This window comes from Allobosea sp. BH3 (genome assembly GCF_025499465.1).
Taxonomy (GTDB): Bacteria; Pseudomonadota; Alphaproteobacteria; order Rhizobiales; family Beijerinckiaceae; genus Allobosea.
This window is the reverse complement of the sequence record NZ_JAIMCA010000008.1, coordinates 19,922-44,868: the sequence shown is the minus strand read 5'-3', so window position 1 is coordinate 44,868 and position 24,947 is coordinate 19,922. Positions and strand designations below refer to the sequence as shown.

The window sequence follows — 24,947 nt, the reverse complement described above, 5'->3', positions numbered from 1 at the left end:
CTGACGAGACTCAGCTAAACCGCTCCGTGAGCCTCGACATAGAGCGAATAGAGCGAATGGGAGCTCGCCATGTAGAGGCGGTTGCCCTTCGGCCCTCCGAAGCAGAGATTGGCGCAGCGCTCGGGCAGGCGGATGAAGGCGAGTGGCTTGCCCGCAGGGCTGAACACCATGACGCCGTCGAGATCCTCCGGCTTGCCTCTCAGCCCGAAGACCTTTCGCCCGCCGACATCGCTCGCCTCGCCGTTGAGCGCGCCGTTGCTGCCATAGCCGCACCAGAGATTGCCGTCGCGGTCGACCTTGAAGCCGTCGAGAGCACCGAAATCAGCCGCATCGACGATCTTGGCCTTGTTCGAGACCTTTCCGTCGGCATCGACATCATAGCCCCAGATCGAACGGTTCGGCGTGCCGCGCCATTCGACCACGTAGAGCTTCTTCTCGTCCGGCGAGAAGGCGATGCCGTTCGGATTGACCAGATCGGTGATGACCGCCGTCAGCTTGCCGTCCCGGCCGATGCGATAGACATTCGTGGTCGCCTGCTCCGGCTTAGCGCGGGAGCCTTCCCATTCGCCGTTGATGCCGAAGAGCGGGTCGGTGAACCAGATCGTATCGTCGGAACGGACCACGATGTCGTTGGGCGCGTTGAGCCGCTTGCCGTCGAAGCGGTCTGCCAGCACGGTGATCTTGCCGTTCTTCTCCGTGCGGGTGATGCGGCGCGTCACAGAATGTTCGCAGGTGACCAGCCTGCCCTGGCGGTCGCGGGCATTGCCGTTGGCGTAGTTCGCATCGTCGCGGAACACGGTGAAGCTGTTCTTCACCTCGTCATATTTCATGATGCGGTTGTTGGGGATATCGCTCAGCAGGACATAGCGCCCCTCAGGGAAATAGACCGGCCCTTCGGCCCAGCGCATCCCCGTGGCGACCTGCTCGACCGTGCTCGAATAGATCCGGTATTTCGCGAAGCTCGAATCCAGGATCTCGACCGCGGGATCGGGATAGCGCTGGTTCGGCTTGAACGGAAAGCTTTGTGCCAAAGCGGTGCCTGCCAGTGCCGAGCCGGCAGCAACCAGCCCTCCCCCCAACAGATGACGGCGCGACATCTCCATGTTGTTCCCTCCCATTTGGTTGTGACTGATCGCGGCACGACGTCGTTGCGTCGCACCGTTCCGTGCGGCCCGGTCGCCCGGGCCGGACTCTTCTGCAAGCTGGCCGGCTATGGCATCGGACCGAAAAGTGGATTCCACTTTTCGAAAAAATCCGATGCGATAACGACGAAGTAGATCGTCGTGACCGCGTCCGTTGGGACGCGCGATGATCTAAAACGCCTCAGGACCAGCTGGGCCGCCATTTCGCGAAGGCGGCCTTGGTCTCTTCATTGGCCGGGTAGAGCCCGAAGATGCCCTGCCCGCCCCTCACCCGCTCGGCGACGAAATCCTCATAGGCCGTCTGCTCATAGGCCTCGGGCGCGATCTCGTTGGCGATATGCGCCGGCACGATGCAGACGCCCTCGCTGTCCCCGACGACGATGTCGCCGGGATAGACCGCGACATCGCCGCAGCCGATCGGCGCGTTGATGTCGAGCGCATGGTGGCGGATCAGGTTCGTCGGCGCGCTCGGCCGGTTGTGATAGGCGGGAAAGCCCATCTCGGCGATCTCCGGGCTGTCCCGGAAGCCGCCATCGGTGACGACGCCGGCACAGCCCCTCTGCATCAGCCGCGACACCAGGATGCCGCCAGCCGAGGCCGCCCGCGGGTCCTTGCGCGAGTCGATGACCATGACATGCCCGGGCGGACAATCCTCGACCGCCCGCCGCTGCGGGTGGCTCGTTCCCTCGAAGGAAGAGAGCACGTCGAGGTCTTCGCGAGCCGGGATGTAGCGCAGGGTGAAGGCCTCTCCGACGACCGATTCCTTCAGAGGCGCAAGCGGCCGCACATCCTGGATGAACTGGTTGCGGAAGCCGCGCTTGAACAGGGCCGTGGTCAGCGTCGCGGTCGAGACGCGCCTGAGCTTGCGGCGGTTCTCGTCGGTGAGGGCATTGGATGTCATGAGAAAGGCAAACCTTCGGCTGGATGGAAACGAGCCCTCATCCTGAGGAGTGCTCCATGGGAGCACGTCTCGAAGGATGCTTCCGGAGGCTCCCTGCGCAAGCTGGAGCATCCTTCGAGACGCCGCTCCGCGGCTCCTCAGGATGAGGGCTCGCGAAGCGGCAAAGTCTTCTGTCATTCAATTTTGACGTTCGCCTTCTGCGCCACATCAGCCCAGCGCTTCGTCTCGGAGGCGATATGCGCGGTGAACTCGGCCTGGCTCGACCCGACCGGATCGACGCCGAGCTTCTTGAGCTGCTCGATCACCGCCGGCTCCCTCATGATCGCCTGGGTCTCTGTCGAGAGCTTGGCGACGATCTCCTTCGGGACGCCCGACGGCGCGAAGAAGCCGTGCCAGGAACTGGCATCGTACCCGGGGATGAACTCCGACAGCGCCGGCAGGTCCGGAGCGACCGCCAGCCGCTTCGGCGTCGCGGTGGCGAGCGCCCGGATTTTGCCCGCCTCCACATGGGGCCAGGCGATGGTGATGTTGTCGAAGGTGATCTGGATCTGGCCGGAGAGCAGGTCCTGCGTCACCTGCCCGCTGGAGCGGTACGGCACATGGACCATATCGGTGCCGGTCGAGACCTTGAACAGCTCCGCCGCCATATGGGTCGAGGTGCCGGCGCCCGAAGAACCGAAGGAATACTTGCCGGGGTTCTTCTTCAGCAGGTCGATCAGCTCCGGCACGGTCTTCGCCGGCAGGTCGATATTGACCATCAGGATATTCGGCACGCTCGCCACCTGCGAGATCGGCGCAAAGTCCTTGATGTGGTCATAGGGCATCTTGGCGTAGACGCCCGGATTGATGGCATGGCTCGAGACCGTGCCCATCGTCAGCGTGTAGCCGTCCGCCGGCGACCGTGCCACGGCGGCCGCGCCCGTATTGCCACCTGCGCCAGGCCTATTCTCGACGATGAACTTGCCGCCGAGCCGCTGGCCCAGCCGGTCGGCCAGGATGCGGCCGAGCAAATCCGTGGTGCCGCCCGCTGCGAAGGGCACGACGATGGTGACGACCTTGCTGCCGGGATAGTCGCCCTGCGCGGAGGCCGAGCCGGCCAAGGCCAGAGAGCCCGCGGCGAGGCAGGTGGCAGCAAGCATGGTTCTGCGGGTGATGCTCATTTCGTCAATTCCTCCCGGGACGCGGACAGGCCGCTCTGGCGCCTCATGGCGGGCGCTTGCAGACGGACATAGCACAGGATTTGGAATTTGAAATCTGAAATTTCAGATTGCTCGGCGAGGCGGATTGTGCTGTTTGATATCAATGAGGCACGAGCCCCGAACCGGGACAAATGCGGCTTCGCCAGCTCGCAGCCACGGAAGAAACATGTTGCAACCGGCCGTCGAACCCGTCGCCCCTCACTTGCTGCGTTCGCTGCGCGAGCACGTCCATGAGCGACTGCGCCGCGCGATCGTCGCTGGCAATTTCCGCGACGGCGAGCGGCTGAACGAACGCCACCTCGCCGAGATGCTGGGCGTCAGCACCACCCCGGTGAAGGATGCGATCCGCAAGCTGGAGAGCGAGGGGCTGGTCAGGACAGAGGCGCGGCGCGGCGTCTTCGTCGAGTTCTCCGCCCGGCAGGCGCTGGAGATGGCGCTGGGCCGCGCGGCCATCGAGAGCGTCATGACCCATGTTGCGGCCAACCGCATGACCGACGCAGCCGCCGCCGAGCTCGGCCGGCTCATTGCAGTGATGGAACACGCGACGCTGCATGGCGACCTCGAGGAGCTGGTCACCCGCAACGAGGACTACCACCGGGCGATCCACCGGATCTCGGGCTGCAGCTATCTGGAGCGTCGCCTCGACGGCCAGCGCATGTACGATCACGCCCAGCGCATCTCCCTGCATTCGGCGCCGGCCGAGCGCGGCCAGGGCTTCGAAGAACACCGCGCCATCTACGAGGCGCTTCTGGCGCGAGAGCCGGCTTTGGCCGAGCTCAGGATGCGCCGTCACATCGTCCGCTCCGCGAAGGCCCATGTGCGGCTGGTGTTCGGCGCGGATGCGGAGGGACTGGACTATGACGAATGACAAGCTGCGCGCGGGCCTCCGCGGCATTTCCGGCGTTCATGTCACCGCCTGGAAGGCAGATGGCGAGGCCGACTGGGCGCTGACCGGCAAGATCGTCCGGCGCATCGCCGAGGCCGGCATCCACAACATCGTCTCGGCCGGCAACACCGGCGAGTTCTACCCGATGACCACCGCCGAGGTTGAGCGCTCCCACGCGACGGCGGCCGAAGCCGCCTCCGGCAAGGCGCTCGTCACCGCCGGCATCGGCCGCTCGCTGCGGGAGGCGATCGCGACCGGCAAGCTCGCTGCCAAGGCGGGTTGCGACGCGGCGATGGTGCATCACCCGCTCGACCCCTTCGCCGCGCCGCAATCCCAGGCCGACTACATCCTCGCCATCGCAGATGCGCTGCCGATCCCGCTCGTCGCCTATATCCGTTCCGATGCCATCGGCGTGCAGGACCTGATCCGCGTCGCGACCCATGCCAATGTCGCGGGCGTGAAGTTCGCTTCGAGCAACATGATGCTGCTTGCCGATTGCGTCCGCGAGACGGAGGGCACCAGCGCCAACTGGATCTGCGGACTGGCTGAAGGCTGGGCGGCGCCCTTCTATGCGCTCGGCGCCCGTGGCTTCACCTCCGGGCTGATCAACGTCGCGCCGGAGCGCTCGCTCGCCGTTTGGCGCGCGCTGGAGGCTGGTGACTATGAGGTGGCGAGGCGCGAGGTCGACGCCATTGCCGGCTTCGAGAAGCTGCGCACCAAATACGGCAACGGCGCCAACGTCACCGTGGTCAAGGAGGCGCTCGGCCTGCTCGGCACCAATGTCGGCCCCGTTCGCCTGCCCGGCCTGCCGGAACTGAACGCCGCCGAGAAGGCGGAACTCCGCGCCATCGTCTCCGGCTGGGGCGCGGCGAAAGCGGCGGCGGAGTAACCTTCGTCATTCCGGGGCATCGCGCAGCGATGAACCCGGAACCCACGACCGGGCGATCCCTTCATCATCTGTAGGTGGCCTCTCACCCAGTCGCGGGTTCCGGGCTCCGCCTGCGGGCCGCCCCGGAATGACAGACCGTTGAATCAACAAAGAACATTCGAGGACACGCCCATGCCGCCCCGCCCCCGCAAGACGCCCGATACGCTGCGCTCGAAGCGCTGGTTCGGGGCGAGCGACCTGCGCTCCTTCGGCCATCGCTCGCGGGCGCTGCAGATGGGGTTCGCCCATGAGGAGTTCATGGGCAAGCCGGTCATCGGCATCATCAACACCTGGTCCGAGATCAACCCCTGCCACACTCATCTGCGAGACCGCGCCGAGGCGGTGAAGCGCGCTGTATGGGCGGCAGGCGGCTTCCCGATCGAGATCCCGGTGATGTCCGTCTCGGAGCAATACCAGAAGCCAACGACCATGCTCTATCGCAACTTCCTGGCGATGGAGACGGAGGAATCGATCCGCTCCCACCCGCTCGACGGCGCCGTCCTGCTCGGTGGCTGCGACAAGTCCACGCCTGCCCTGATCATGGGCGCCTGCAGCGCCGGCCTGCCCTTCATCTTCGTGCCGGCCGGGCCGATGCTGCGCGGCAACTGGGCCGGCAAGGTGCTCGGCTCCGGCGCCGACGTCTGGAAATACTGGGCCGAGAAGGAAGCCGGCAACATCACCGACGACCAGTGGCGCGACATGGAAAGCGGCATCGCCCGCTCCTATGGCACCTGCATGGTGATGGGTACGGCCGCCACGATGATGAGCCATGCCGAGGTGCTGGGCCTCACCTTGCCCGGCGCCTCCGCCATCCCTGCCGCGGACGCCGCCCATCCTCGCATGGCCGCGGCCGCGGGCAAGCGCATCGTCGAGATGGTCTGGGAAGACCTGACGCCCGACCAGATTCTCACGCGAAAGAGCTTCGAGAACGCGCTGACGGTCCATATGGCCGTCGCCGGCTCGACCAACGCGATCATCCACCTCGTCGCCATGGCGGGCCGCGCCGGCGTGCCGCTGACGCCGGACGATTTCGACGCCTTCTCCCGCAAGGTCCCGGTGATCGCGAATCTGCGCCCGTCCGGTGATTTCCTGATGGAGGATTTCTTCTATGCCGGCGGCCTGCCGGCCCTGCTGAAGCAGCTGGAGAGCAAGCTCCACACCGATGCGATGACCGTCACGGGCAAGCCGCTGGCAGAGACCATCGCGCTCGCCAACGTCTATGACGACAACGTCATCCGCCCGCTCGAAAAGCCGGTATCGACCGCCAACGGCCTCGCGGTCCTCAAGGGCAACATCGCGCCGGATGGCTGCGTCATCAAGCCTTCGGCCGCCGCCCCTCACCTGCTCAAGCATTCAGGCCCGGCGCTGGTCTTCGAGGACTACGACGCCATGATGAAGGCCGTGAACGACGAGAGCCTCGACGTCACGCCGGACCATATCATGGTGCTGAAGAACTGCGGCCCCGTCGGCGGTCCCGGCATGCCGGAATGGGGCATGATGCCGATCCCCAAGAAGCTCCTGAAGCAGGGCGTGCGCGACATGCTGCGCATCTCGGACGCGCGCATGTCCGGCACCAGCTATGGCGCCTGCATCCTCCACGTCGCGCCAGAGGCCTATATCAAGGGGCCCCTCGCCGCGGTAAAGACCGGCGACATCATCACCGTCGATGTCGAGGCCCGCAGCATCTCGGTCAACCTGACGCAGGAGCAAATCGCCGAGCGCCTCGCCGTCTGGACTCCGCCGAACCGCGACTATCCCCGCGGCTGGGGCAAGATGTCCGCCGCCCATATCCGCCAGGCCGACAAGGGCTGCGACTTCGACTACCTCGAAGGCACGGCGAAGATCCCCGAGCCGGAGATCCATTGAGACCGAGCCGTCATTGCGAGCGCAGCGAAGCAATCCAGAGGCGACAGAGCGCTACGTCACCTGGATTGCTTCGTCGCTGCGCTCATCGCAATGCGGCTCGCTTTAAAGCTCCGCGTCGAAGGCGATGGCGTCGAAAGCCGCCCGCACCCGCCCGAGCGCCAGCGCCGTGACATAGGCATAGGCACTCTGCGACGACTGGGCGACCACACCACGATCCACGCCCTGCACGTTTATCTCCGACGAAACGGCGAAGCTCACGACAGGCGTCGTCCGCATCGGCGCCGGCAGCACGACGGCTTGTCGGGATGCAGCCGTAGCCGCCTGATAGGCATCGATCAGGATCTGCCCGTCGAGCCGGGTGTGGTAGCGCCGGCAGAGCATCTGCTCGACGCTGAGCGGCCGCGCCGTCCAACCCGTCGCAAGCGGCCCGTGTTCCAGCTTGGCCCGCCCGAAGCTGACCGCCCCCGCGCTCGGCGAAAGCTTCACTGCCAGCGCTCCGACATCGCCCATGGCCAGCGTCAGCGTGAAGGAACGGCGGCCGGAGCCCGCAGCGATGGTGCCGGACTGGCTCCCGACAGTGACCGAAAGGTCTCCGCCGCTGAGGTTCTCGACCGAAAGCGTCAGCGTTACGCCCGCAAAGGAAGCGAGCCCCCAGAGTGCAGGCTCGACCGGCTGGACGATGGCGCCCGAATTCAGCGTGATCGCGAAGCTGCCAGCCGAGAGGTTCGCGCCGCCCGCATCCGCCTTCCAGCGGTCAAAGCCGTAGCTCCCGGCCGCCAGTGCACCGCCTGCAAAGGCGCGCTGATTGATTGCCATGTCGCCATTGACGAGCAGGTTCGCTCCCGAGGCCCAGGGCGAACCGGGCAAGGCGGCCGCGCCTGTAGCCCGGTCGATGGCGAGTGCATCGTGCCAGGCGGAGCCATCCGCGCTCACCTTCACCCGAAAATCGTCGTCGCCTGCGAGCCCGAACTCGGCCCGCCCCGACCAGTTCGACTGGAACAACACGCTCGCCGTCGCCCCGGCAGCAGCCTTGTTGAGCTTCAGCTGATGACCGCTGCCGGCATGATTGAACAGGCTCGCCTCGCCGGAAACGACAAGGCGGTTCGTCGCATCCGCGGTCGCGTTGACGCCCCAGCTTTCGGCCCCAAGGCCGCTGAGCGGGCTGTCGCGGCGCCATTCCGTGCCGGTCCAGAGATTGTGCTCGGCCTCGTCCGCCACCCAGGCCTGCCAGCCCGCGCGCGGCGTGACAAAGGCCCAGCCGCCATCCTCGTAGAGCGCAAGCTGATCGGTCCGGCCGGCAAAGACGCCCGTGCCGTCCGCCGGGACGATATAGGCCGAAAGCTCTGTCGGAGACACCGGCGGATCGGCTTGAGTCCGGCTCTGGACGGCAAGATGGACCAATGCGTCGAGCCGGGTCAGCGCATCGTTGTGGGTGACGTGCTTCTGCGCTTGGCCGGCCGCAAGGAGCGGCAGGCTGAGACGGGGCGTGTCTGTCATGGGGCCTCGCGGACAGGGATTTCAGCGAGGCGCATTATTCCGGCGCTTTCGGCGCCGGGGATAAGATCAGCCGAAGCGGCGCGGTCTCAGGCCGGCATGGAACCAGGTGATCAGCGAATAGATGTCGTAGACAGGCAGCCCCGTCGCCGCCTGCACATCAGCCGCATAGGGCGGCATGTTCGTGCATTCGAGCACGATGGAGCCGACCTCGGGGTGGCGCGCCACGAGATCGAGCGCCGCCTGCACCACATCCTGCCGGGCGAGCTCGACATCCATGTCGTCTTTCTCGGCCTTGATCAGCACGCGGAAGAACTCGCGGCCGTTCTCCGTGCCGGTCACGGGCGTGTCGAGCGGCACGTTCGCCGCTTCGAGATGAGCCGGGGTCAATGTCGTGGACGACACCGTGACGACGCCGACGCGCTTGCCCGGCGGCAGCGTCGCCTGCACCCAGGGCACCTGCATCAGCGAGGAAGTCGCGACCGGCACGCCGACGGCGGCAGCTAGCTCGCGCTGGAAAAGCGAGAGGAAGCCGCAATTGGTGGTGATCGCCTCGGCCCCGAGCCTGACCAGATCGCGTGTGGCCTCGATGAAATCCGGCAACAGGCCTGCCGCACCCTTCAGCACCACCTTTTCCGGGCTCGCCCCGCCGACGACGCGGTAAAGCACCGGGAAGGGCCAAGTCGTGCCGTTGCCCATGTCGCCATGGATGCGCGGAAAGCGCGCCTCCAGCATCAGGATACCGAGCGGGGCCCCGTAGATCGCCTTGCCGCCCTTGGCGATCCGCGCCGAAGCCGGCACGGCCGAATCAACCGTCATCATCAACCCCATAGACCAGGAGCTGCATGCTAGAGCGCGCCGCCCCATGATGAAACCCGAACTCCATCGTCATCGCCTTGCCATTTTCTCGACGTCATAGGACGGTCGACCATGGCATTGGCGGCTTGATTCTTCCGCGCTGGTCCGCGTCCTGCATGGCCGCTTACCTGTTGCCTCGCCTGCCCGTCCCGCCAGCGCTCCCGGAGTCCTTTTGAACGCCCCCCTGGAAAAGATGCGTCTTGCTGCGATTGTGATCGGCTGGGCCGCTCTGCTTCTGATCATGGTCGCGACGTTGTCACCGATCGATGCAAGGCCCCACATCCCGGAGCTCGGCGCCAATGGCGAGCGCTTCCTGGCCTATTTCGCCGCCGGAGCCTTGCTGAGCTTCGCCTATCCGCGCCAGCGCTGGCTGGTGCTCGGCGGCATCGTCGCCTTGGCGCTCGGGCTCGAATGGCTCCAGACCTGGGAGGCGACCCGCCACGGGCTGCCGCGCGATGCGCTGGTGAAATGTGCAGGCGCGGTCCTGGGCGGCACCCTCGCCGGCCTCCTCGAACTCATGCTCCGGCGCCGCGGCCCAGCCTGAACGCGACGCGTTTCCGTCTGGCCCGATCTGACGCAGGCGCCGCCGGCACGCGCCTTGCCACCCTTGACCGAGCGTAAGGCCATATCGACACGAATGTTCCGAAACGGGACACAAGTGTCGGCCATGGCTGAACTGCAAGGCTGGGGTGAACTATGACTGCCAACGCGCTGCGCCATATCGTGCCGGGAACCGCCGAGAGACGGTCTCGCATCTGGCGCCACTGGTTCGGGCCGGCGGTCGCAGCAGTCGACGGGCTGGTGGTGCTGGCCATCGTCCACCTCGCCTCCGCAGCCTATGGCCTGGCCTCCTTCGGCACACTGACCCTGGAGCGTGCCACACCCGAGCTGGCGCTGATGCTGGCGACGCTGTTCGTCTTCATCGACCTGATACGCGGCCGCTACCAGATCGGGAACTATCTCTCGGCCCGCCGGCAGATCGCCTCGGCCTTCGCGGTCTGGAACATGGCCATGGTCGCCTTTCTGGCGCTGGTCTTCCTGGCCAAGATCTCCGAACACTATTCGCGGGCGATCATCCTCACGACCTATCTCATCGGCATTCCGATGATCGCCCTGTCGCGCTCATTGATCGTCCGGCTCATCGCCAGCGCCGGCAAGACCGGCCGGATTGCCGCCGAGCGGATCTTCCTGATCGGGCGGGAAGAGAACGTCATGTCCTTGGTCGGCCGGCATAAGCCCTGGCATGCCGGGCTGGCGATCGTCGATATCGCCTTCCTGACATCAGACAGAAGCGCGAACCGCAAGGCATTGGCCGCCGATCTCGCCGCCGCGGTGGCGAACTGCCGTGGCAAGCGGCCGGACTCGGTTTTCATCGCCCTGCCCTGGTCGGAGCAGGAACTGATCGATGCCTGCGTCGACGCCTTCACCAACCTGCCGGTCGCGATTCACCTCGCTCCGGAGCCCGTGATGGAGCGCTTCGAGCGCCCGCACATCGTAAAGTCCGGCTCCCTGACCAGCCTGCGCCTGACGCGCCAGCCGCTCTCCGCCTTCGAGGTCGCGGCGAAGCGCGCCTTCGACATCGTCGCGGCCTCCTGCGGCCTTATCCTGACCCTGCCGCTCCTCGTCATGGTCGCGGCGTTGATCCGGCTCGACTCACCGGGCCCCGTCCTGTTTCGGCAGCGGCGCTACGGCTTCAACCAGCAGGCGTTCCGCATCTTCAAGTTCCGCACCATGACCACCACGGACGACGGGCAGGTCGTCGTGCAGGCCAAGCGCAACGACCCGCGCATCACCCGCATCGGCCATGTCCTGCGCCGCTACAATCTCGACGAGCTTCCGCAACTCCTGAACGTGCTCGCCGGGGACATGTCGCTGGTCGGACCCCGCCCCCACGCGCTGGCGCATGACGACGCCTTCGAGAGCCGCATCGCCAATTATGCGCGCCGCCACAACGTGAAGCCGGGCATCACCGGCTGGGCTCAGGTGAACGGCCTGCGGGGCGAAACCGATACCGACGAGAAAATGGCCAAGCGCGTCGCCTGCGACCATTGGTACATCGACAACTGGTCGATGTGGCTCGATTTCGCGATCCTGTTCCGCACCGTCTTCAGCCCGAAGGCGTTCCAGAACGCGCGCTGAATCGCGCGGCATCAGGCGAAGCCGCCACCGGCTCGCCTGATGCGCCGGGCAGGAAATGCTTAGGCCTTTCGGCCGGGGGCCTGCTCGCCAAAAACGCAGAATCTCAGGTCTGAGACGAGCCTCGCAGGCCGAGGCTCAGAAGAAGCTGCGCCAGATCGTGCTGCCTATCCAGGCGCCCCAGGCGATCAGGAGCGCGATCGTCGCCAGCACCGCCGTCACCATCAGCGAACGCCCCAGAAGCAGGCTGGCTGCACTCTCCCGGATCTCCGGCTCGTTGTCGTTCGCCGCCTGCGGCACCCGCTCCGGAATCGAGACGCGGGGAGGCAGCGGGAAATGTCGCACGCGCTCTGGTCGCATGGATTCACTCGTAGGGTAAAAATTGCGTTAAGGCGTCTTGGCTATCGATGACCGATTTCGCGACACGACAAAAGCACAAGCTGACGATTTTAGCGAGATTGCCGCGGCACGGTTAATCCGCAGGCCCTTGCCGGAGCGATCCTCGCGCTGTCGCGGCCTGGGGCTAGATCAATGCCGATCTGCCGCAGCGTGGCTAGACATCCGGGACGAGACCATCCGCAGTCAGCAGGAGACCGAGATGTCCAACACCCCGCACACCCTCGCCGAGGAGTTCCCGGGACAGGGCGACGCCATCCATCGGCTCAAGCTCGCCGATCCGGAATTCGCGAGCCTGCTCGCCCGTTACGACGAGATCAACGACAAGGTGCACCTCGCCGAGACGAACATCGCCCCGGTGGACCATGCCGTCGAGACCGAGCTGCGCAAGCAGCGCCTTCAGGCCAAGGACGCCATCGGCCAGGCGCTGTCCGCCGCCAGATGAGCCGTGCGGCTGCACCGCTGAATTGCGCAAACCGAATGGAGGGCCGCAACGCATGAACGCTCTACCCCGCATCTTCCGACATGTTCGTCTGGTGCTGGCGCGCGAAAAGGGCGCGCCTCAGGGCGACAGCCATAACGGCTACGACCTCATGGTTCCGCTCGACGACGAGAACCGTCTCGACCCGGCCGAATGGAAGGAGCACCGCGCCTCCTGCCGCGTCCGGCGCTTCCAGCCCGGCCAGGAAGACCTGATCGGCCTCTTGCGCCGCAAGCCCGGCGGCCATTGGTACATCGACTACGACGCCACCGAGCGCGACGATGATGAGGCCGGCTACCGGCTCGGCGAGGAGCGTTTCGTGCCGGGCGAATATGTTTCGATCAGCGACGGCGAGGCCATGCACACCTACCTCGTCGTTTCGGTGGTCCGCCCCTGAGGGCAGCGGCACCTCGCCCCGTCATACGGGTCGACCCTGTCGACGGGACGCCTTTCGCGAAAGTGAAGATCTCAGACCGCGTTACGCGCAATTTTAGAGATCGAATTGAAGCCGATTTGAGAGATTTTCCGCATGGTTTCCCCGCACGCCTCGGGGGGCCTATGCAGGTTCGCTATATCAGCTTCTTCTTTCTGCTCGCCTTGAGCGTCTATTTCTTCTCGGCGAGCTGAACGTCCCGCGCTGCGCGCGGGCCGCGCGATGCGTGCTGCAGAACGCGCAGCGATAGCAGAAGAGACCCCGGCCTAAAGCACGTCCTTCACACGATCCAGCGTGTGGTCCATGTGCTTGCCGATCTCGGCAGCCAGCGCCTCGCCATCCCGCCGCTTCAGCGCGGCGATCATCGCCTCGTGCTCCGCCACGGCGCCGGCCCATTTCGCCGGGCCCTCATTGCCGATGAAGCGCAGCCGCTTGATGCGGGCCTGCAGCGTCTCGTGCATCTCCATCAGCACGGCATTGCCGGAGGCCGCGACGATGGCCGAATGGATCATCTGGTTGAGCTTGAAATACTCCAGCCGGTTGCGCACCGCGTAGAGTTCCATCATCCGGTCATGCATCGCGACCACGCCTTCGACCTGCTCGTCCGTCGCCTGTGCGCAGGCGATGCGCCCGCCGAGCTGTTCCAGAGACTTGATCACCTCGAGGATCTCGCGCAGGTCGCGGGTCGAGAAGCGGCGAACCACCGCGCCCTTTGCGGGCTGCATCTCGACCAGCCCCTCGCTGGCAAGCGTCTTGATGGCTTCGCGCAGCGGCGTCCGCGAGACGCCGAGCTGAGCGCCGACCACGCCTTCGTTGATGCGCTGACCGGGCTCGAGGCGCCCCTCGATGATCATGTCGCGCAGCCTTTCGAGCACCTCCTCGTGGAGGGTGCGGCGCTGGATGCGCGGATAGGCCTCGGCAGCCTCGGTCATGATCTGTGCTTGCTCCTTCAGGGCTCTCCCCGCGAGGGCAGACCCTCAGCCGCGTTACGACACGGTCCCCCGGCGCTGTCAACGCGCCGGGAACTAGGCGAAGAACATCGCATCCTGCTTGAGTCGAGCCTGGAACAGCGGCGAGGTTTCGTCCAGCGCCACGTCCCCGAGGCGGATCGCATCGCCCGCGCGGACCGGCCGGACGAGCTTCGCATCCGCCACCAGGTAGAACGGAGCCGGCACGTCCTCGCCAAGCGGCCGCGCCTCCACCATCCCGCCGCCGACGTCGGCGATGCTGTGGTGATGGCCGCCCATGCTCAAGACCGTACCAACCGGCAGGTCGCGCTCGGCCACCGCGACGAGATCCTGCCGCGGCCGATAATCGGAGCCATAGCCGGAGACGCCGTAGCCGGCCGCATCGAGCAGCGAGGTCGCACATTCGAGCCCGAGCAGATGGCGCGGCAGATAGAGCGCGGCCGTATGGCCGCCGGCGGCGACGACATGCCCCTTCTCTTCCAGCAGCTTCCAGCTCACCGGATCCTCGCAGCGCACCGTCACGAAAACGCCGCCCGCGAAGCTCGCCTCGTCGGCCAGCCGCAGATGGTGGAACACGTCGACCCGGCGCGTGCCGGCGAGCAGCCCGCCCTGCCCGCGCTCGCAGAAGAGATTCGCGATCTCGGGGATGCGCGCCGGCGGCGCATGGAAGCCCGCGACATCGGCGCTCAGGCCCGTCGCATTCGCCACCACCGTCATTTCGCACAGATCAGGCACCGTGCGCAGCGGGAAGGCTGAGCCAAGCACCTCGGCCCGCGCAGCCGCGCGGGACACCGCATCCGCACCGCTACTGGGCCAATGCTTCGCGAGTGCGGGCAGCGGGCGCCTCACCCCGTTGCAGATGACGTCTCCGGAAGCCGGCTCGAAGACGAAGTCGTACTCGCTCGACTTGCCCGCCGCGATCACCTCGAAGCCGAGCAATTCCGCCCAGGTGACGAGGCCGATCAGAAGGCTCGGCTGGTCCCCGTCGACAGGCGTCACGACGACGCCTTTCTCGGCAGCAAGCCGCGCCAGACCGGGGCCGACAACGCTGTCCGCCTCCTTCGAGACCAGGGCGACATGCCGCCCGGCTTCGATCGCGGCAAGCGAATGACGCGCCGCCGCGACGGGCGCCCCGGTCGCCTCGATCAGGATGTCGAAAGGCAGGTCGAGCACGGTGTCGAGGGAGCCTGCCGCCACGCGCTGGCCGGCGTTCCAGGCGGCGCGCGCCTCGGCCGGTGTTGCGCAGACGGCAATGTCCCGGCCCTCGATTCCGGCCGCGGCGAAGGCCTTGGCCGCCGCCTCAGCCGTCATGTCGACCGCGATGCGCGCATTCACCAGCGGAATGCGCGCGGCCTGCGCCAGGAAACTGCGACCGAAACTGCCGCTGCCGACGAGGCAGGCTTCGACGGGGCGCGCAACGCGCGCATAGTGCTGATGGAAATTCACGGTATCCTCTCCTCCCGGAGACGCCATTGCGGTTTTCTTAGCTGCAGGAGTAACCGCTGAGTCATATTCTGTATACAGCATACTTGCACGGTCGGTAGGTGCGTGTTACCCGTCCCGAAACGAAACGGAGCGGGAAACGCCGATGTCTGATCAGGAGAACGCACGGCCGATTATCGCGGTCGCGATGGGGGACCCGTCCGGCATCAGCCCGGAACTGACGGCCCGCATCCTCGCCGAGCCGGACCTGCGCGAAGCCGCTCATTTCGTCGTGTTCGGCGACAAGCGCCTGCTCGATCTGGGCATCGCCGACAGCGGCGTCGACCCGGATGTCGAGGTCGTGGCCGAGGGCGCCCCGCTGCCTGCCTTCTCCGGCCGCCCGCTCTTCGTCGACCTCGCGAACCATGATCCGGCCGATCTCCAGCGCGCCACCGCGACGCTTGCCGGCGGGCGCGCCGCGACCGACAATTTCCGCCGCGCGCTGCGTTTCGCCAGCGCCGGCAAGGCCGATGCGGTGTTCTTCACGCCCTTCAACAAGGCGGCGATGCGCTTCGCCTATCAGGGCTATGACGACGAGATCCGCTTCGTGCGCGACGCGATCGGCTTCGACGGCCCGGCGAGCGAGTTCAACGTTCTCGACAAGCTCTGGAATGCGCGGGTGACCTCGCATATCCCGCTCTCGGAAGTGGCGAACAACATCACGCAGGAGCGCATCCTGCGGGCCTTGTCGCTCGCCGACACCAATCTGCGCGCTGCCGGCTTCGATCCGCCGCGGATCGCGGTTGCTGGCATCAACCCGCATTGCGGCGATGGCGGCAATTTCGGCCGCGATGAGATCGAAACCATCGAGCCCGCGGTCAAGGCTGCCAAGGCCAAGGGTTTCACCGTCGAGGGTCCGTATCCGTCGGACACCGTGTTCCTGCGCGCCCGCAACGGCGATTTCGACGCGGTGCTGACGATGTATCACGATCAGGGTCAGATCGCGATGAAGCTCATGGGCTTCGACCGCGGCGTGACGCTGATCGGCGGCTTCCCCTTCCCGATCTGCACGCCGGCCCATGGCACGGCCTATGAGATCGCCGGCAAGGGCATTGCCAATCTCGGCGCGACGCGCGCAGCGCTCGCGCTGGCCATCAAGATGGCGGGAGACAGTTCGCAGCGCCGCGCCGCGGCCTGACAAGACTTCATCAAGGCGCCGGAAGAGCGCCATCCAAACTGGAAATCTAGGTAGGGAGAACGCCTTATGGCCATGTTCCGCACAGCCGCGCTCGCCGCGGCCATTGCTATCGTACCCGGCGCAGCAGCGCTCGCCTGGCAGCCGACCAAGCCCATCGAGTTCGTCGTGACCTCGGGGCCCGGCGGCGGCACCGACAATTTCGCCCGCATCGTCCAGTCGATCATCCAGAAGAACAAGCTGGTCGATCAGCCCATCGTCGTCGTCAACAAGGGCGGCGGTTCCGGCGCCGAAGGTTACGTCCACGGCAAGGCCGGCAAGGGCGACCCCCACAAGGTTATCTTCGGCACCAACAACGCCTATCTGCTGCCCTATGTCGCGAAGCTCGCATTCAAGCCGGCCGATTTCACTCCCGTCGCCTCGATGGCGCTCGACGAGTTCCTGATCTGGGTCAACGGCGAGGCGCCCTATGCCGACGCCAAGGCCTATATCGAGGCGGCCAAGGCCAAGCCCGGCACCTTGAAGATGGGCGGCAGCCAGTCGAAGGACACCGACCAGACGCTGACGGCGATGATCCAGGAGGCGACGGGCGCGAAGTGGATCTACGTGCCCTTCCAGGGCGGCGGCATGGCGGCGACCCAGCTCGCCGGCGCGCATATCGATTCCAACACCAACAACCCCAACGAGAATGTCGGCCAGTGGAAGGCCGGGCAGGTGAAGCCGCTCTGCGTCTTCTCGCCGACCCGCCTCGCCAAGAGCGAGCCGGTCCACGGCGGCAAGGGCTGGGGCGACATCCCGACCTGCAAGGAAGCCGGGCTGCCGCTCGAGGCCTTCCAGATGCCGCGCACCGTCTGGCTGCCTGCCGACGTGCCCGCCGACGCCGTCAAGTTCTACGAGGACGTGCTCGAGAAGGTCAGCCAGAGCGATGAGTGGAAGGAATTCATCGCCCGCACCGCCCAGACCGGCCGCTTCATGAAGGGCAAGGAATTCGCCGAGTTCGTCGCCCGCGACGACGCCGCGAACCGCAAGGTCTTCGAGGCCGAAGGCTGGGTCGTGAAGTAGTTTGCGCCGGGACCCTACGGTCCCGCCGTAGCAAGCAGAATGCCGGGGCCCGTCGACAGCGGCTTGCCGTTCGACGGGTCCCGGAATGTCTGGCAACACTTGCGCCGGACGTCCCCTACCCAAGAGAGACAGCCGGCATGGTCACTCGCTTCTGGGCTGAAACAGCAATCGCCCTGTTCACGCTGGCCTACGGGCTCATCATCGTGCGGGGCGCGACCGAGTTCGGCATCGGCTGGGACACGTCCGGGCCGCAGCCCGGCGCCTTCCCCTTCTATGCCGGCCTGCTCGTTGCGCTGGCGAGTCTCGGCACCCTCGTCGTGACCTGGTCGAAGCGCATCACGGGGCGCGATACGCTGTCAGCGGTCATTCTCGATCGCGACGGCTTGGGCCGCGTCATCGGCTTCTTTCTCCCGATCCTCGGCTTCGTCCTGCTCTGCGCCACGCTCGGCATGTATGTCGCGACGATCCTCTATCTCCTCTTCGCGATGCGCGTGCAGGGTGGCTTCGGCTGGCTGGCCTCGCTCGCAACGGCTTTCGGATCCGCCGTCGCCTTCTACGTCCTGCTTGAACGTATTTTCCTGATCCAGCTCATGAAGGGCCCGCTCGAAGCCTTTCTGGGCTTTTGAGTTCGGTGGCCCCATGACGAAAGCGCGCCATGGATAATTTCGCCTCGCTGATGCACGGCTTCTCTGTCGCGCTCACCTTCCACCATGTCGCGCTGATGATGGGCGGCGTCCTGCTCGGCATCCTCGTCGGCGTCCTCCCCGGCCTCGGCGCGCCGAACGGCGTCTCACTGCTCCTGCCGCTGACCTTCTCGATGGACCCGGTCTCGGCCATCATCCTGCTGACGTCGCTCTATTGGGGCGCGCTGTTCGGCGGCTCGACGACCTCGATCCTCTTCAACATCCCCGGTGAGCCTTCCTCCGTCGCCACGACCTTCGACGGCCACCCGATGGCCAAGCAGGGACGCGCGACGGAAGCCCTCTCCTTCGCCTTCCTCTCGGCCGGCATCGGCGCGCTCGCGGGCGTCCTTCTCATCACCGCCCTGTCCGGCTGGGTCGCGAAGTTCGCCCTGCGCTTCTCCTCGCCCGAGTTCTTCGCGGTCTATTTCATCACCTTCGCGAGCTTCATCGGCCTCGGCGGCTCCTCGGCCTTCAAGTCGATCGTCGCCATGGGCGTCGGCTTCACGCTGGCCTCGATCGGCATGGATACCGTCTCGGGCAATATCCGCCTGACCTATGATTTCGACGTCCTGCTCGGCGGCGTCAGCTTCCTCATCGCCGTGATCGGCCTGTTCGGCATCGGCGAATTGCTGCTGACCATGGAGGATGGGCTGAAGTTCAACGGCATAGCCGCCAAGGTCCGGGTGAGCGATGTGCTGCGCACGGCCGCCAAGCTGCCGCGCTACTGGCTTGCCCTGCTCCGTTCCTCGATCATCGGCATCTGGATGGGCATCACGCCGGGCGGGCCGACGGCCGCCTCCTTCATGAGCTACGCCATGGCCAAGCGCTCCTCGCGGAACCCGGCAAAATTCGGCAAGGGCGAGCCGGAGGGCGTGATCGCGCCCGAGACGGCCGACCATGCCGCCGGCTCCGCCGCCATGCTGCCCATGCTCGCGCTCGGCATACCGGGCTCCGCCACCGCGGCGGTGATGATGGGCGGGTTGATGATCTGGGGCCTCAACCCCGGCCCGATGCTCTTCACCGAGCGGCCGGACTTCGTCTGGGGTCTGATCGCCTCGATGTATCTCGGCAATGTCGTCGCGGTCGTCGTCGTGCTGGCAACGGTGCCGCTCTTCGCCTCGATCCTGCGCATCCCCTTCTCGATCATCGGGCCGCTGATCGTGGTGATCTGCTTCATCGGCGCCTTCACCGTGGCCGGAAAGCCCTTCGATATCTGGCTCGCGCTGGCCTTCGGCATCGTCGGCTACGGCTTCAAGAAGCTCGACTATCCGATCGCACCGATGATCCTCGCCATGGTCATCGGCGACAAGGCGGAGGATGCGTTCCGACAATCGATGATCTTCAGCCAGGGCTCGCTCTCGATCTTCTGGTCGAATCCGCTGGTGACGAGCCTGATGGCGATCGGCCTCGCCCTGCTGCTTCTCCATCCGCTCCAGCTGCTGTGGCGCAATGCAAGGCGGCTGACCGCCGCCCGCGCCGCGCGGGGATGAGTTCCGCGCGGTGGCCGATCTGGCCCCGCTGACCTAAGACTCGACTTCTTCAAGCCTTGCAGACGAGAGCCGCCATGACCGAACCCTACAAGGGCGTCCTGCCCATCGCGCCGACGATCTTCCACGAGAACGGTGATCTCGACATCGAGGGCAACCGCCGCGTCATGGACCTGATGGTCGACCAGGGCGTCGATGGCATCTGCATCCTCGCCAATTTCTCCGAGCAGTTCCTGCTCACCGACGCCGAGCGCGACGAGGTGATGCGCCTCTCGCTGGAGCAGGTCGCCGGCCGCGTGCCTGTGATCGTCACGACCTCGCATTTCTCGACGCGCATCGCCGCAGCCCGCGCCAAGGCGGCGGCCCAGGCCGGCGCCAAGATGCTGATGATGATGCCGCCCTATCACGGCGCGCTGCTCAAGGCCGACGAGCAGGGCATGATCGAGCATTTCAAGATCGTCGCCGATGCCTGCGGCATTCCGATCATCCTGCAGGACGCTCCGCTTTCCGGCGTGCAGCTCACCGTTCCCTTCATGGTGCGGCTGGCGAAGGAGGTCCCGCTCGTCCGCTACTTCAAGATCGAGGTGCCGGGCACCGCTGGCAAGCTGCGCTCGCTGATCGCGGCGGGCGGCGACGCCGTCGTCGGCCCCTTCGACGGCGAGGAAGGCATCACGCTGATGGCCGATCTCGACGCGGGCGCCACCGGCACCATGACGAGCGGCATGATCCCCGACCTCATCAAGCCGATCCTCACCGCCTTCTTCGCCGGCGACCGCGCCAAGGCGATGGAGCTTTATGCGCGCGTGCTGCCCATCATCAACTTCGAGAACCGCCAGTGCGGCCTGCGCTCGGCCAAGGCGGTGATGAAGGAGGGCGGCGTGATCCGCTCCGACGCCGTCCGCCACCCGCTGACCGCGCTGCATCCCGATACGCGTGCGCAGTTGCTGGAACTCGCCCGGCAGCTCGATCCCCTCGCCCTGCGCTGGGCTCGCTGATCCGGCTCATGAATCAGGAAGATAGGCTTTCGCCCTATCCTCCTGATTTAGCGCCCCATTCGGTGTTTGACAGGACAGCGAAGCCCAACATATCCTACATAGTATACAGCATGCAGAACGCCTCGACGTGTCATCTGCAAACATAAAGCCCGCACTCGAAATGGCGGGATGTCTCCATCGAAAAACGACAGGGGACGGGGGAAACGAAGGAGACTGACCATGGCATTGCCTCTCGCAGGCATCCGGGTGCTCGATATTTCGCAGGTCATGGCCGGGCCGTTCTGCTGCATGCTGCTGGCGGACATGGGCGCCGACGTCATCAAGATAGAGCCGCCCGGCACCGGGGATTCGACCCGCCAGTCGATGGGCTTCCGGATGAAGGGGGAGGACAGCCCCGGCTTCCTCGCGCTGAACCGCAACAAGCGCAGCATCACCCTCGACCTCAAGGATCCGGCGGACCGCGAGGTGCTCTACGCGCTGGTGAAGACCGCCGATGCGCTGGTCGAGAATGCCCGCCCCGGCGTCGCCGGCCGGCTGGGCATGGACTACCAGACGCTGAGCGCCATCAATCCCCGCCTGATCTATGCCAGCATCTCCGGCTTCGGCCAGACCGGCCCCTGGTCGCAGCGGCCGGGCTTCGACCTGATGGCGCAGGCGGTATCGGGCGTGCTGAGTTCCAATGGCTTCGCCGACATGGAGCCCGCCAAGAACTCGATCCCCGTGGCCGATCTCGGCGCCGGACTTTTCAGCGCCTATGCGATCCTGAGCGCCGTGATCGGGCGCCAGAACTCCGGCAAGGGACAGTTCATCGACGCCTCGCTGTTCGAGGCCGCACTCGCACTCTCCGTCTGGGAGACGACCGAGCTCTGGGGCACCGGGCGCTCGCCCGTCCCGATCGGCTCCGCCAACCGCATGTCCGCCCCCTATCAGGCGGTGAAGGCCTCGGACGATTGGTTCGTCATCGGCGCCGCCAACCAGGGGCTCTGGCTCAAGCTCATCAAGGCCATCGGCCGCGAGGATCTGCAACAGGAGGAGCGTTTCGCCACCAACGCGAACCGCATCGTCAACCGCCTCGCCCTCATCGACGCCCTCGCTCCCACCTTCCTGACCCGCAAGGCCCAGGACTGGATCGACGCACTGCTGGAGGCCGGCGTGCCGGCCGCCCCGATCCTCGACTATGGCGAGGCCGTCGTCAGCGAGCAGGCGGTCGCGCGCGAGATGGTCAAGATGGTCCCGCATCCGGTCGAAGGCGAATTCCGCGCGCTGGGCTTCCCGGTGAAGCTCAGCGAGACGCCGCAGCAGATCCGGTTGCCGCCGCCCCTCCTCGACCAGCATGGCGGGGAGATCCGCGCGGAACTGGTCGCCAAGGGCCTGCTCGCACCGGCACGCCAGACCGCAAGCGCCTGATCGCGGACTGACGGCCGGCCCCTCATCGGGGCAGCCGTGAATTGTCCGCAGCCGGATAGGTCATCGTCCCGCAACAGCCGGAGGCAAGCCTCTTGAACTCCCCCGCCACCCGCCCGCGCATCGGTTTCATCGGCGTCGGCATCATGGGCGAAGCGATGGTGCGCCGCCTGCTCGATCTCGGCTTCCCCGTGACGGTCTGGAACTTGGAGCCCGAACGGCTCGATACCGTCGTCCCGCATGGGGCGGTGGCGGCTGAATCGCCGCGAGCCGTCGCCGCCGCGAGTGACATCGTCATGCTCTGCGTGCTGCATATGCAGGCCGTCGAGCGCTGCGTCTTCGCCGAGGATGGCGTGGCAGCGGCCGGGCGCGGCCCTTCGCTGCTGATCGACTTCTCCACCGCCGACCCCGAAGGCACCCGCCAGGCCGCCGCCAAGCTCAAGGCACTCACCGGCGCGGGCTGGATCGACGCCCCCGTCTCCGGCGGTCCGCAGCTCGCCCGGACGGGGGGCATGACGGTGATGGCTGGCGGCTCCGAGGCCGATTTCGCGCTGGCGAAGCCGGTCCTCGAGCAGATGGCCGGCAATGTCACCCTGATGGGCCCGGTCGGCGCCGGTCAGACCACGAAAATCCTGAACCAGGCCATTGTCGGCACCGGCTATGTCCTCATGGCCGAGGCGCTGATGCTGGCGGAGGCCGCCGGCATCGACGCCGCCCGCCTGCCGCAATGCCTCGCCGGTGGCCACGCGGATTCGAGCCTGCTGCAGCGGCTCTATCCGCAGATGCAGCAGCGCGCCTTCGAGCCGCCCTCCTCCTACGCCCGGCAGCTCCTCAAGGACCTCAAGGCGGTCTCCGCCTTCGCGGGCGATCTCGGGCTCGACCTCAAGGTCATCGAGCAGGGCGTGCAGCGCTACAAGGACTATGTCGCGCTCGGCCATGAGATGTCGGACTCCGCCGCCGTGGTGAAGCTCTACGAGCACGAGGCGGCTGAACGCGGAACGCGGCCATGACCACGCTGCCGCCTCGCCCGCGCGCCGTGATCGACGCGCACCACCATGTCTGGGACCTCGCCAACGACCTGCCCTGGCTGAAGGAAGAGCGGAAGCCCTTCCGCTACGGCGACTATTCGGCCATGTGCCACGACTACATGCCGGCCGATTATCGCAGGGACACGGCTGGTTGGCCGGTGGTCGGCTCGGTCTATGTCGAGGCGGAGTGGAACCGCGATCTCGCCGCCGAGGAGAGCCGCTGGGTCGCGGCCGTGGCGTCAAAGCACGGCGTACCCAGCGTGGTCGTCGCCTGGTGCGACTTCGCCGCACCGAATGCCGCCGCGCTGCTCGCCTCCCACGCCTCGATCCCGGTCGTGCGGGGCGTCCGACACAAGCCGGAGGCGACGCAGACTCCCGAGGAAGCACGACGCGGCGCGCCCGGCTCGATGGACGATCCGAACTGGCGCGCCGGCTATGCGCTGATGGAGCGCCACGGCCTTTCCTACGATCTCCAGACGCCCTGGTGGCATCTCGATGCCGCGGCCGATCTGGCGAAGGACTTCCCCCGCACCCCGCTCATCGTCAACCACACCGGCCTGCCGGCCGACCGCAGCCCGGAGGCTCTCTCCGCCTGGCGCAAGGCGCTGGAGAAGGCAGCGGAGCAGGAAAACGTCGCGATCAAGATCTCCGGCATCGGCCTGCCCGGCCGGCCCTGGACGGTCGAGGACAACGCCCCCGTCATCCGCGATACCATCGCCATCTTCGGGGTCGATCGCGCGATGTTCGCCAGCAACTTCCCGGTCGACGGGCTGGTGGGCGATTTCGACACGATCTTCTCAGGCTTTCTCGCGGCCACGGCCGATCGAACGGAAGGGGAGCGCGACAAGCTCTTTCACGACAATGCGGTGCGCATCTACCGGCTGTGACCCCGTATTCCAACGATAAGGCCGGCAACGATAACGGAGGAACGGATGAACAAGAGGCAGGCACTGAAAAGTCTGGCCGGCGCAGCGGCGCTGGCGCTCTCGCTCGGCGTCGCCGCGCCCGCAGCGGCGCAGGTCACCATTCGCTACGCCCATGTCGGCTCGGAAGGAGACATCCAGTACTGGTACGCGGAGGAGTTCGCCAAGCGCGTGCAGGACCGCACTGAAGGCCGCGTCAAGGTCCAGGTCTTCCCGAACTCGCAGCTCGGCGGCGCGCAGGAGACCGTCGACGGCGTGCGCAGCGGCGCCATCCCGCTCGCCCATCACGAATTCGCCTCGCTGGCGCGGCTGATGCCGGAGATCGCGGCCTTCGCCGCTCCGTTCATCTATCGCGACGGCACGCACGCCATGGCGGCGACCGATCCCAACAAGTCCGAGATCATGAAGGAGATGTCGGAGAAGCTGGTCAAGCAGGCCAATATCCGCATCATCGGCCGCCTCTACCGCGGCGCCCGCCAGATGACGGCGAAGATGGCGGTCTATTCTCCGGCCGACCTGAAGGACAAGCGCTTCCGCGGCGTGCCGCTTCAGCTCTGGACGACGATGATCAAGGGCATGGGCGCGATCCCCACCCCGGTCGAGGTGGCGGAACTGCCGACCGCGCTGATGACAGGCATGGTGATCGGCCAGGAGAACCCCCTGACCATGATCAACGCGAACAAGCTCTATGAGGTGCAGAGCCACGCGATGCTGACCAGCCACATGCAGAACGTGCTCCCGGTCTTCATCAACGAGCGCAGCTGGCAGGCCATCCCTGAGAAGGACCGCGCGATCGTCGCCGCCGTCGCGGCGGAGGTCGGAGAGGACACGCTGAAGCTCGGACTCGAATCCGAGGTCAAGCTCATCGACGAGCTGAAGAAGAAGGGCATGACCTTCATCACCGACAAGGACGGGCTCAAGGTCGACGAGTTCCGCAAATCGGTCGGTGCCCAGGTCAATGCCGACTTCCCGACCTGGGGACCGATCACCCAGCGCATCGCCGACGTGAAGTGACGGGCGGGGCGCCGGAGCCCGTCTCCGGCGCCCCCTGTCGCCAAAG

24 protein-coding genes are annotated in these 24,947 nt (G+C 66.4%); 16 read left to right on the top strand and 8 right to left on the bottom strand.

All coding sequences use genetic code 11. From position 1 onward, the window contains the following. Positions 1–14: 14 nt before the first annotated feature. From BoBH3_RS23630 to BoBH3_RS23620, 3 genes are all read right to left on the bottom strand, one after another. Positions 15–1,103 (bottom strand): SMP-30/gluconolactonase/LRE family protein, encoded by a 1,089-nt coding sequence (locus BoBH3_RS23630; RefSeq protein WP_262333318.1) that lies wholly within the window; start codon positions 1,101–1,103, stop codon positions 15–17. 220 nt (positions 1,104–1,323) lie between these two features. Continuing rightward, the gene (locus tag BoBH3_RS23625) at positions 1,324–2,043 is read right to left on the bottom strand and encodes a ribonuclease activity regulator RraA (RefSeq protein WP_262333317.1); all 720 of its coding nucleotides are present in this window, start codon (positions 2,041–2,043) and stop codon (positions 1,324–1,326) included. Positions 2,044–2,216: 173 nt separating this feature from the next. Further along, on the bottom strand, positions 2,217–3,203 hold the full coding sequence (locus tag BoBH3_RS23620; protein WP_262333316.1) for a Bug family tripartite tricarboxylate transporter substrate binding protein: 987 nt from the start codon (positions 3,201–3,203) through the stop codon (positions 2,217–2,219). 205 nt (positions 3,204–3,408) lie between these two features. Here BoBH3_RS23620 and BoBH3_RS23615 point away from each other — a divergent pair, with 205 nt between their 5' ends. From BoBH3_RS23615 to araD, 3 genes are all read left to right on the top strand, one after another. Beyond that, positions 3,409–4,110 (top strand): GntR family transcriptional regulator, encoded by a 702-nt coding sequence (locus BoBH3_RS23615; protein ID WP_262333315.1) that lies wholly within the window; start codon positions 3,409–3,411, stop codon positions 4,108–4,110. Continuing rightward, positions 4,100–5,017, top strand: a complete 918-nt coding sequence (locus tag BoBH3_RS23610) for a dihydrodipicolinate synthase family protein (RefSeq protein ID WP_262333314.1) — start codon at positions 4,100–4,102, stop codon at positions 5,015–5,017. Before BoBH3_RS23615 ends, BoBH3_RS23610 begins: the two co-directional genes overlap by 11 nt. 171 nt (positions 5,018–5,188) lie before the next feature. Then, the gene (gene araD, locus BoBH3_RS23605) at positions 5,189–6,922 is read left to right on the top strand and encodes an L-arabinonate dehydratase (RefSeq protein WP_262333313.1); all 1,734 of its coding nucleotides are present in this window, start codon (positions 5,189–5,191) and stop codon (positions 6,920–6,922) included. 102 nt (positions 6,923–7,024) lie between these two features. Here the strand turns inward: araD and BoBH3_RS23600 are convergent, their stop codons facing one another. Further along, positions 7,025–8,419: a DUF2793 domain-containing protein gene (locus tag BoBH3_RS23600; protein ID WP_262333312.1), complete on the bottom strand. Its 1,395-nt coding sequence runs from the start codon at positions 8,417–8,419 to the stop codon at positions 7,025–7,027. Positions 8,420–8,485: 66 nt separating this feature from the next. Then, the gene (locus tag BoBH3_RS23595) at positions 8,486–9,235 is read right to left on the bottom strand and encodes an aspartate/glutamate racemase family protein (RefSeq protein ID WP_262333311.1); all 750 of its coding nucleotides are present in this window, start codon (positions 9,233–9,235) and stop codon (positions 8,486–8,488) included. A 232-nt stretch (positions 9,236–9,467) separates the two neighbouring features. On the opposite strand from BoBH3_RS23595, the gene BoBH3_RS23590 reads away from it, so the two are divergent. Next, the gene (locus BoBH3_RS23590; RefSeq protein WP_262333310.1) at positions 9,468–9,818 is read left to right on the top strand and encodes a VanZ family protein; all 351 of its coding nucleotides are present in this window, start codon (positions 9,468–9,470) and stop codon (positions 9,816–9,818) included. Between the two features lie 152 nt (positions 9,819–9,970). Next, entirely contained in the window at positions 9,971–11,413 is a 1,443-nt protein-coding gene (locus tag BoBH3_RS23585; protein WP_262333309.1) for an undecaprenyl-phosphate glucose phosphotransferase, read from the top strand. A gap of 135 nt (positions 11,414–11,548) precedes the next feature. Here the strand turns inward: BoBH3_RS23585 and BoBH3_RS23580 are convergent, their stop codons facing one another. Further along, entirely contained in the window at positions 11,549–11,770 is a 222-nt protein-coding gene (locus BoBH3_RS23580; RefSeq protein ID WP_262333308.1) for a hypothetical protein, read from the bottom strand. A 238-nt stretch (positions 11,771–12,008) separates the two neighbouring features. Here BoBH3_RS23580 and BoBH3_RS23575 point away from each other — a divergent pair, with 238 nt between their 5' ends. Beyond that, positions 12,009–12,251 (top strand): YdcH family protein, encoded by a 243-nt coding sequence (locus BoBH3_RS23575; protein ID WP_262333307.1) that lies wholly within the window; start codon positions 12,009–12,011, stop codon positions 12,249–12,251. Positions 12,252–12,303: 52 nt separating this feature from the next. After that, positions 12,304–12,684: a hypothetical protein gene (locus BoBH3_RS23570; RefSeq protein WP_262333306.1), complete on the top strand. Its 381-nt coding sequence runs from the start codon at positions 12,304–12,306 to the stop codon at positions 12,682–12,684. A 302-nt stretch (positions 12,685–12,986) separates the two neighbouring features. Here BoBH3_RS23570 and BoBH3_RS23565 read toward each other — a convergent pair whose 3' ends face one another. Both BoBH3_RS23565 and BoBH3_RS23560 read right to left on the bottom strand, forming a co-directional pair. After that, complete coding sequence (locus BoBH3_RS23565; RefSeq protein ID WP_262333305.1) at positions 12,987–13,652, bottom strand: GntR family transcriptional regulator; 666 nt, start codon at positions 13,650–13,652, stop codon at positions 12,987–12,989. 93 nt (positions 13,653–13,745) lie between these two features. Beyond that, complete coding sequence (locus tag BoBH3_RS23560) at positions 13,746–15,134, bottom strand: NAD(P)H-dependent oxidoreductase (RefSeq protein WP_262333304.1); 1,389 nt, start codon at positions 15,132–15,134, stop codon at positions 13,746–13,748. 142 nt (positions 15,135–15,276) lie between these two features. Between BoBH3_RS23560 and BoBH3_RS23555 the strand changes: the two genes are divergently transcribed. The 9 genes from BoBH3_RS23555 to BoBH3_RS23515 all read left to right on the top strand — a co-directional run bounded on the left by BoBH3_RS23555 (position 15,277) and on the right by BoBH3_RS23515 (position 24,901). Next, positions 15,277–16,308 (top strand): 4-hydroxythreonine-4-phosphate dehydrogenase PdxA, encoded by a 1,032-nt coding sequence (locus BoBH3_RS23555; RefSeq protein WP_262333303.1) that lies wholly within the window; start codon positions 15,277–15,279, stop codon positions 16,306–16,308. 66 nt (positions 16,309–16,374) lie between these two features. Beyond that, positions 16,375–17,367: a Bug family tripartite tricarboxylate transporter substrate binding protein gene (locus tag BoBH3_RS23550; RefSeq protein ID WP_410050648.1), complete on the top strand. Its 993-nt coding sequence runs from the start codon at positions 16,375–16,377 to the stop codon at positions 17,365–17,367. 137 nt (positions 17,368–17,504) lie between these two features. Then, entirely contained in the window at positions 17,505–17,993 is a 489-nt protein-coding gene (locus BoBH3_RS23545) for a tripartite tricarboxylate transporter TctB family protein (RefSeq protein ID WP_262333301.1), read from the top strand. A 29-nt stretch (positions 17,994–18,022) separates the two neighbouring features. Beyond that, the gene (locus tag BoBH3_RS23540) at positions 18,023–19,540 is read left to right on the top strand and encodes a tripartite tricarboxylate transporter permease (RefSeq protein WP_262333300.1); all 1,518 of its coding nucleotides are present in this window, start codon (positions 18,023–18,025) and stop codon (positions 19,538–19,540) included. A 74-nt stretch (positions 19,541–19,614) separates the two neighbouring features. Further along, a complete protein-coding gene (locus BoBH3_RS23535; RefSeq protein ID WP_262333299.1) occupies positions 19,615–20,532 on the top strand; it encodes a dihydrodipicolinate synthase family protein in 918 nt (305 codons plus the stop codon). Between the two features lie 219 nt (positions 20,533–20,751). Further along, positions 20,752–21,939: a CaiB/BaiF CoA transferase family protein gene (locus BoBH3_RS23530; RefSeq protein WP_262333298.1), complete on the top strand. Its 1,188-nt coding sequence runs from the start codon at positions 20,752–20,754 to the stop codon at positions 21,937–21,939. Positions 21,940–22,031: 92 nt separating this feature from the next. Then, positions 22,032–22,946 carry an NAD(P)-dependent oxidoreductase gene (locus tag BoBH3_RS23525; RefSeq protein WP_262333297.1) on the top strand — a complete coding sequence of 305 codons (915 nt, stop codon included), beginning with the start codon at positions 22,032–22,034 and terminating at the stop codon, positions 22,944–22,946. Beyond that, the gene (locus BoBH3_RS23520; RefSeq protein WP_262333296.1) at positions 22,943–23,851 is read left to right on the top strand and encodes an amidohydrolase family protein; all 909 of its coding nucleotides are present in this window, start codon (positions 22,943–22,945) and stop codon (positions 23,849–23,851) included. Before BoBH3_RS23525 ends, BoBH3_RS23520 begins: the two co-directional genes overlap by 4 nt. Before the next feature lie 45 nt (positions 23,852–23,896). Beyond that, a complete protein-coding gene (locus tag BoBH3_RS23515; RefSeq protein ID WP_262333295.1) occupies positions 23,897–24,901 on the top strand; it encodes a TRAP transporter substrate-binding protein in 1,005 nt (334 codons plus the stop codon). Positions 24,902–24,947: the final 46 nt, after the last annotated feature.

Coding starts and splice junctions, on each gene's coding strand:
- BoBH3_RS23630 (WP_262333318.1), bottom strand. CDS start 1,103: ATGGAGATGTCGCGCCGTCATCTGTTGGGGGGAGGGCTGGTTGCTGCC.
- BoBH3_RS23625 (WP_262333317.1), bottom strand. CDS start 2,043: ATGACATCCAATGCCCTCACCGACGAGAACCGCCGCAAGCTCAGGCGC.
- BoBH3_RS23620 (WP_262333316.1), bottom strand. CDS start 3,203: ATGAGCATCACCCGCAGAACCATGCTTGCTGCCACCTGCCTCGCCGCG.
- BoBH3_RS23615 (WP_262333315.1), top strand. CDS start 3,409: ATGTTGCAACCGGCCGTCGAACCCGTCGCCCCTCACTTGCTGCGTTCG.
- BoBH3_RS23610 (WP_262333314.1), top strand. CDS start 4,100: ATGACGAATGACAAGCTGCGCGCGGGCCTCCGCGGCATTTCCGGCGTT.
- araD (WP_262333313.1), top strand. CDS start 5,189: ATGCCGCCCCGCCCCCGCAAGACGCCCGATACGCTGCGCTCGAAGCGC.
- BoBH3_RS23600 (WP_262333312.1), bottom strand. CDS start 8,419: ATGACAGACACGCCCCGTCTCAGCCTGCCGCTCCTTGCGGCCGGCCAA.
- BoBH3_RS23595 (WP_262333311.1), bottom strand. CDS start 9,235: ATGACGGTTGATTCGGCCGTGCCGGCTTCGGCGCGGATCGCCAAGGGC.
- BoBH3_RS23590 (WP_262333310.1), top strand. CDS start 9,468: ATGCGTCTTGCTGCGATTGTGATCGGCTGGGCCGCTCTGCTTCTGATC.
- BoBH3_RS23585 (WP_262333309.1), top strand. CDS start 9,971: ATGACTGCCAACGCGCTGCGCCATATCGTGCCGGGAACCGCCGAGAGA.
- BoBH3_RS23580 (WP_262333308.1), bottom strand. CDS start 11,770: ATGCGACCAGAGCGCGTGCGACATTTCCCGCTGCCTCCCCGCGTCTCG.
- BoBH3_RS23575 (WP_262333307.1), top strand. CDS start 12,009: ATGTCCAACACCCCGCACACCCTCGCCGAGGAGTTCCCGGGACAGGGC.
- BoBH3_RS23570 (WP_262333306.1), top strand. CDS start 12,304: ATGAACGCTCTACCCCGCATCTTCCGACATGTTCGTCTGGTGCTGGCG.
- BoBH3_RS23565 (WP_262333305.1), bottom strand. CDS start 13,652: ATGACCGAGGCTGCCGAGGCCTATCCGCGCATCCAGCGCCGCACCCTC.
- BoBH3_RS23555 (WP_262333303.1), top strand. CDS start 15,277: ATGTCTGATCAGGAGAACGCACGGCCGATTATCGCGGTCGCGATGGGG.
- BoBH3_RS23550 (WP_410050648.1), top strand. CDS start 16,375: ATGGCCATGTTCCGCACAGCCGCGCTCGCCGCGGCCATTGCTATCGTA.
- BoBH3_RS23545 (WP_262333301.1), top strand. CDS start 17,505: ATGGTCACTCGCTTCTGGGCTGAAACAGCAATCGCCCTGTTCACGCTG.
- BoBH3_RS23540 (WP_262333300.1), top strand. CDS start 18,023: ATGGATAATTTCGCCTCGCTGATGCACGGCTTCTCTGTCGCGCTCACC.
- BoBH3_RS23535 (WP_262333299.1), top strand. CDS start 19,615: ATGACCGAACCCTACAAGGGCGTCCTGCCCATCGCGCCGACGATCTTC.
- BoBH3_RS23530 (WP_262333298.1), top strand. CDS start 20,752: ATGGCATTGCCTCTCGCAGGCATCCGGGTGCTCGATATTTCGCAGGTC.
- BoBH3_RS23520 (WP_262333296.1), top strand. CDS start 22,943: ATGACCACGCTGCCGCCTCGCCCGCGCGCCGTGATCGACGCGCACCAC.
- BoBH3_RS23515 (WP_262333295.1), top strand. CDS start 23,897: ATGAACAAGAGGCAGGCACTGAAAAGTCTGGCCGGCGCAGCGGCGCTG.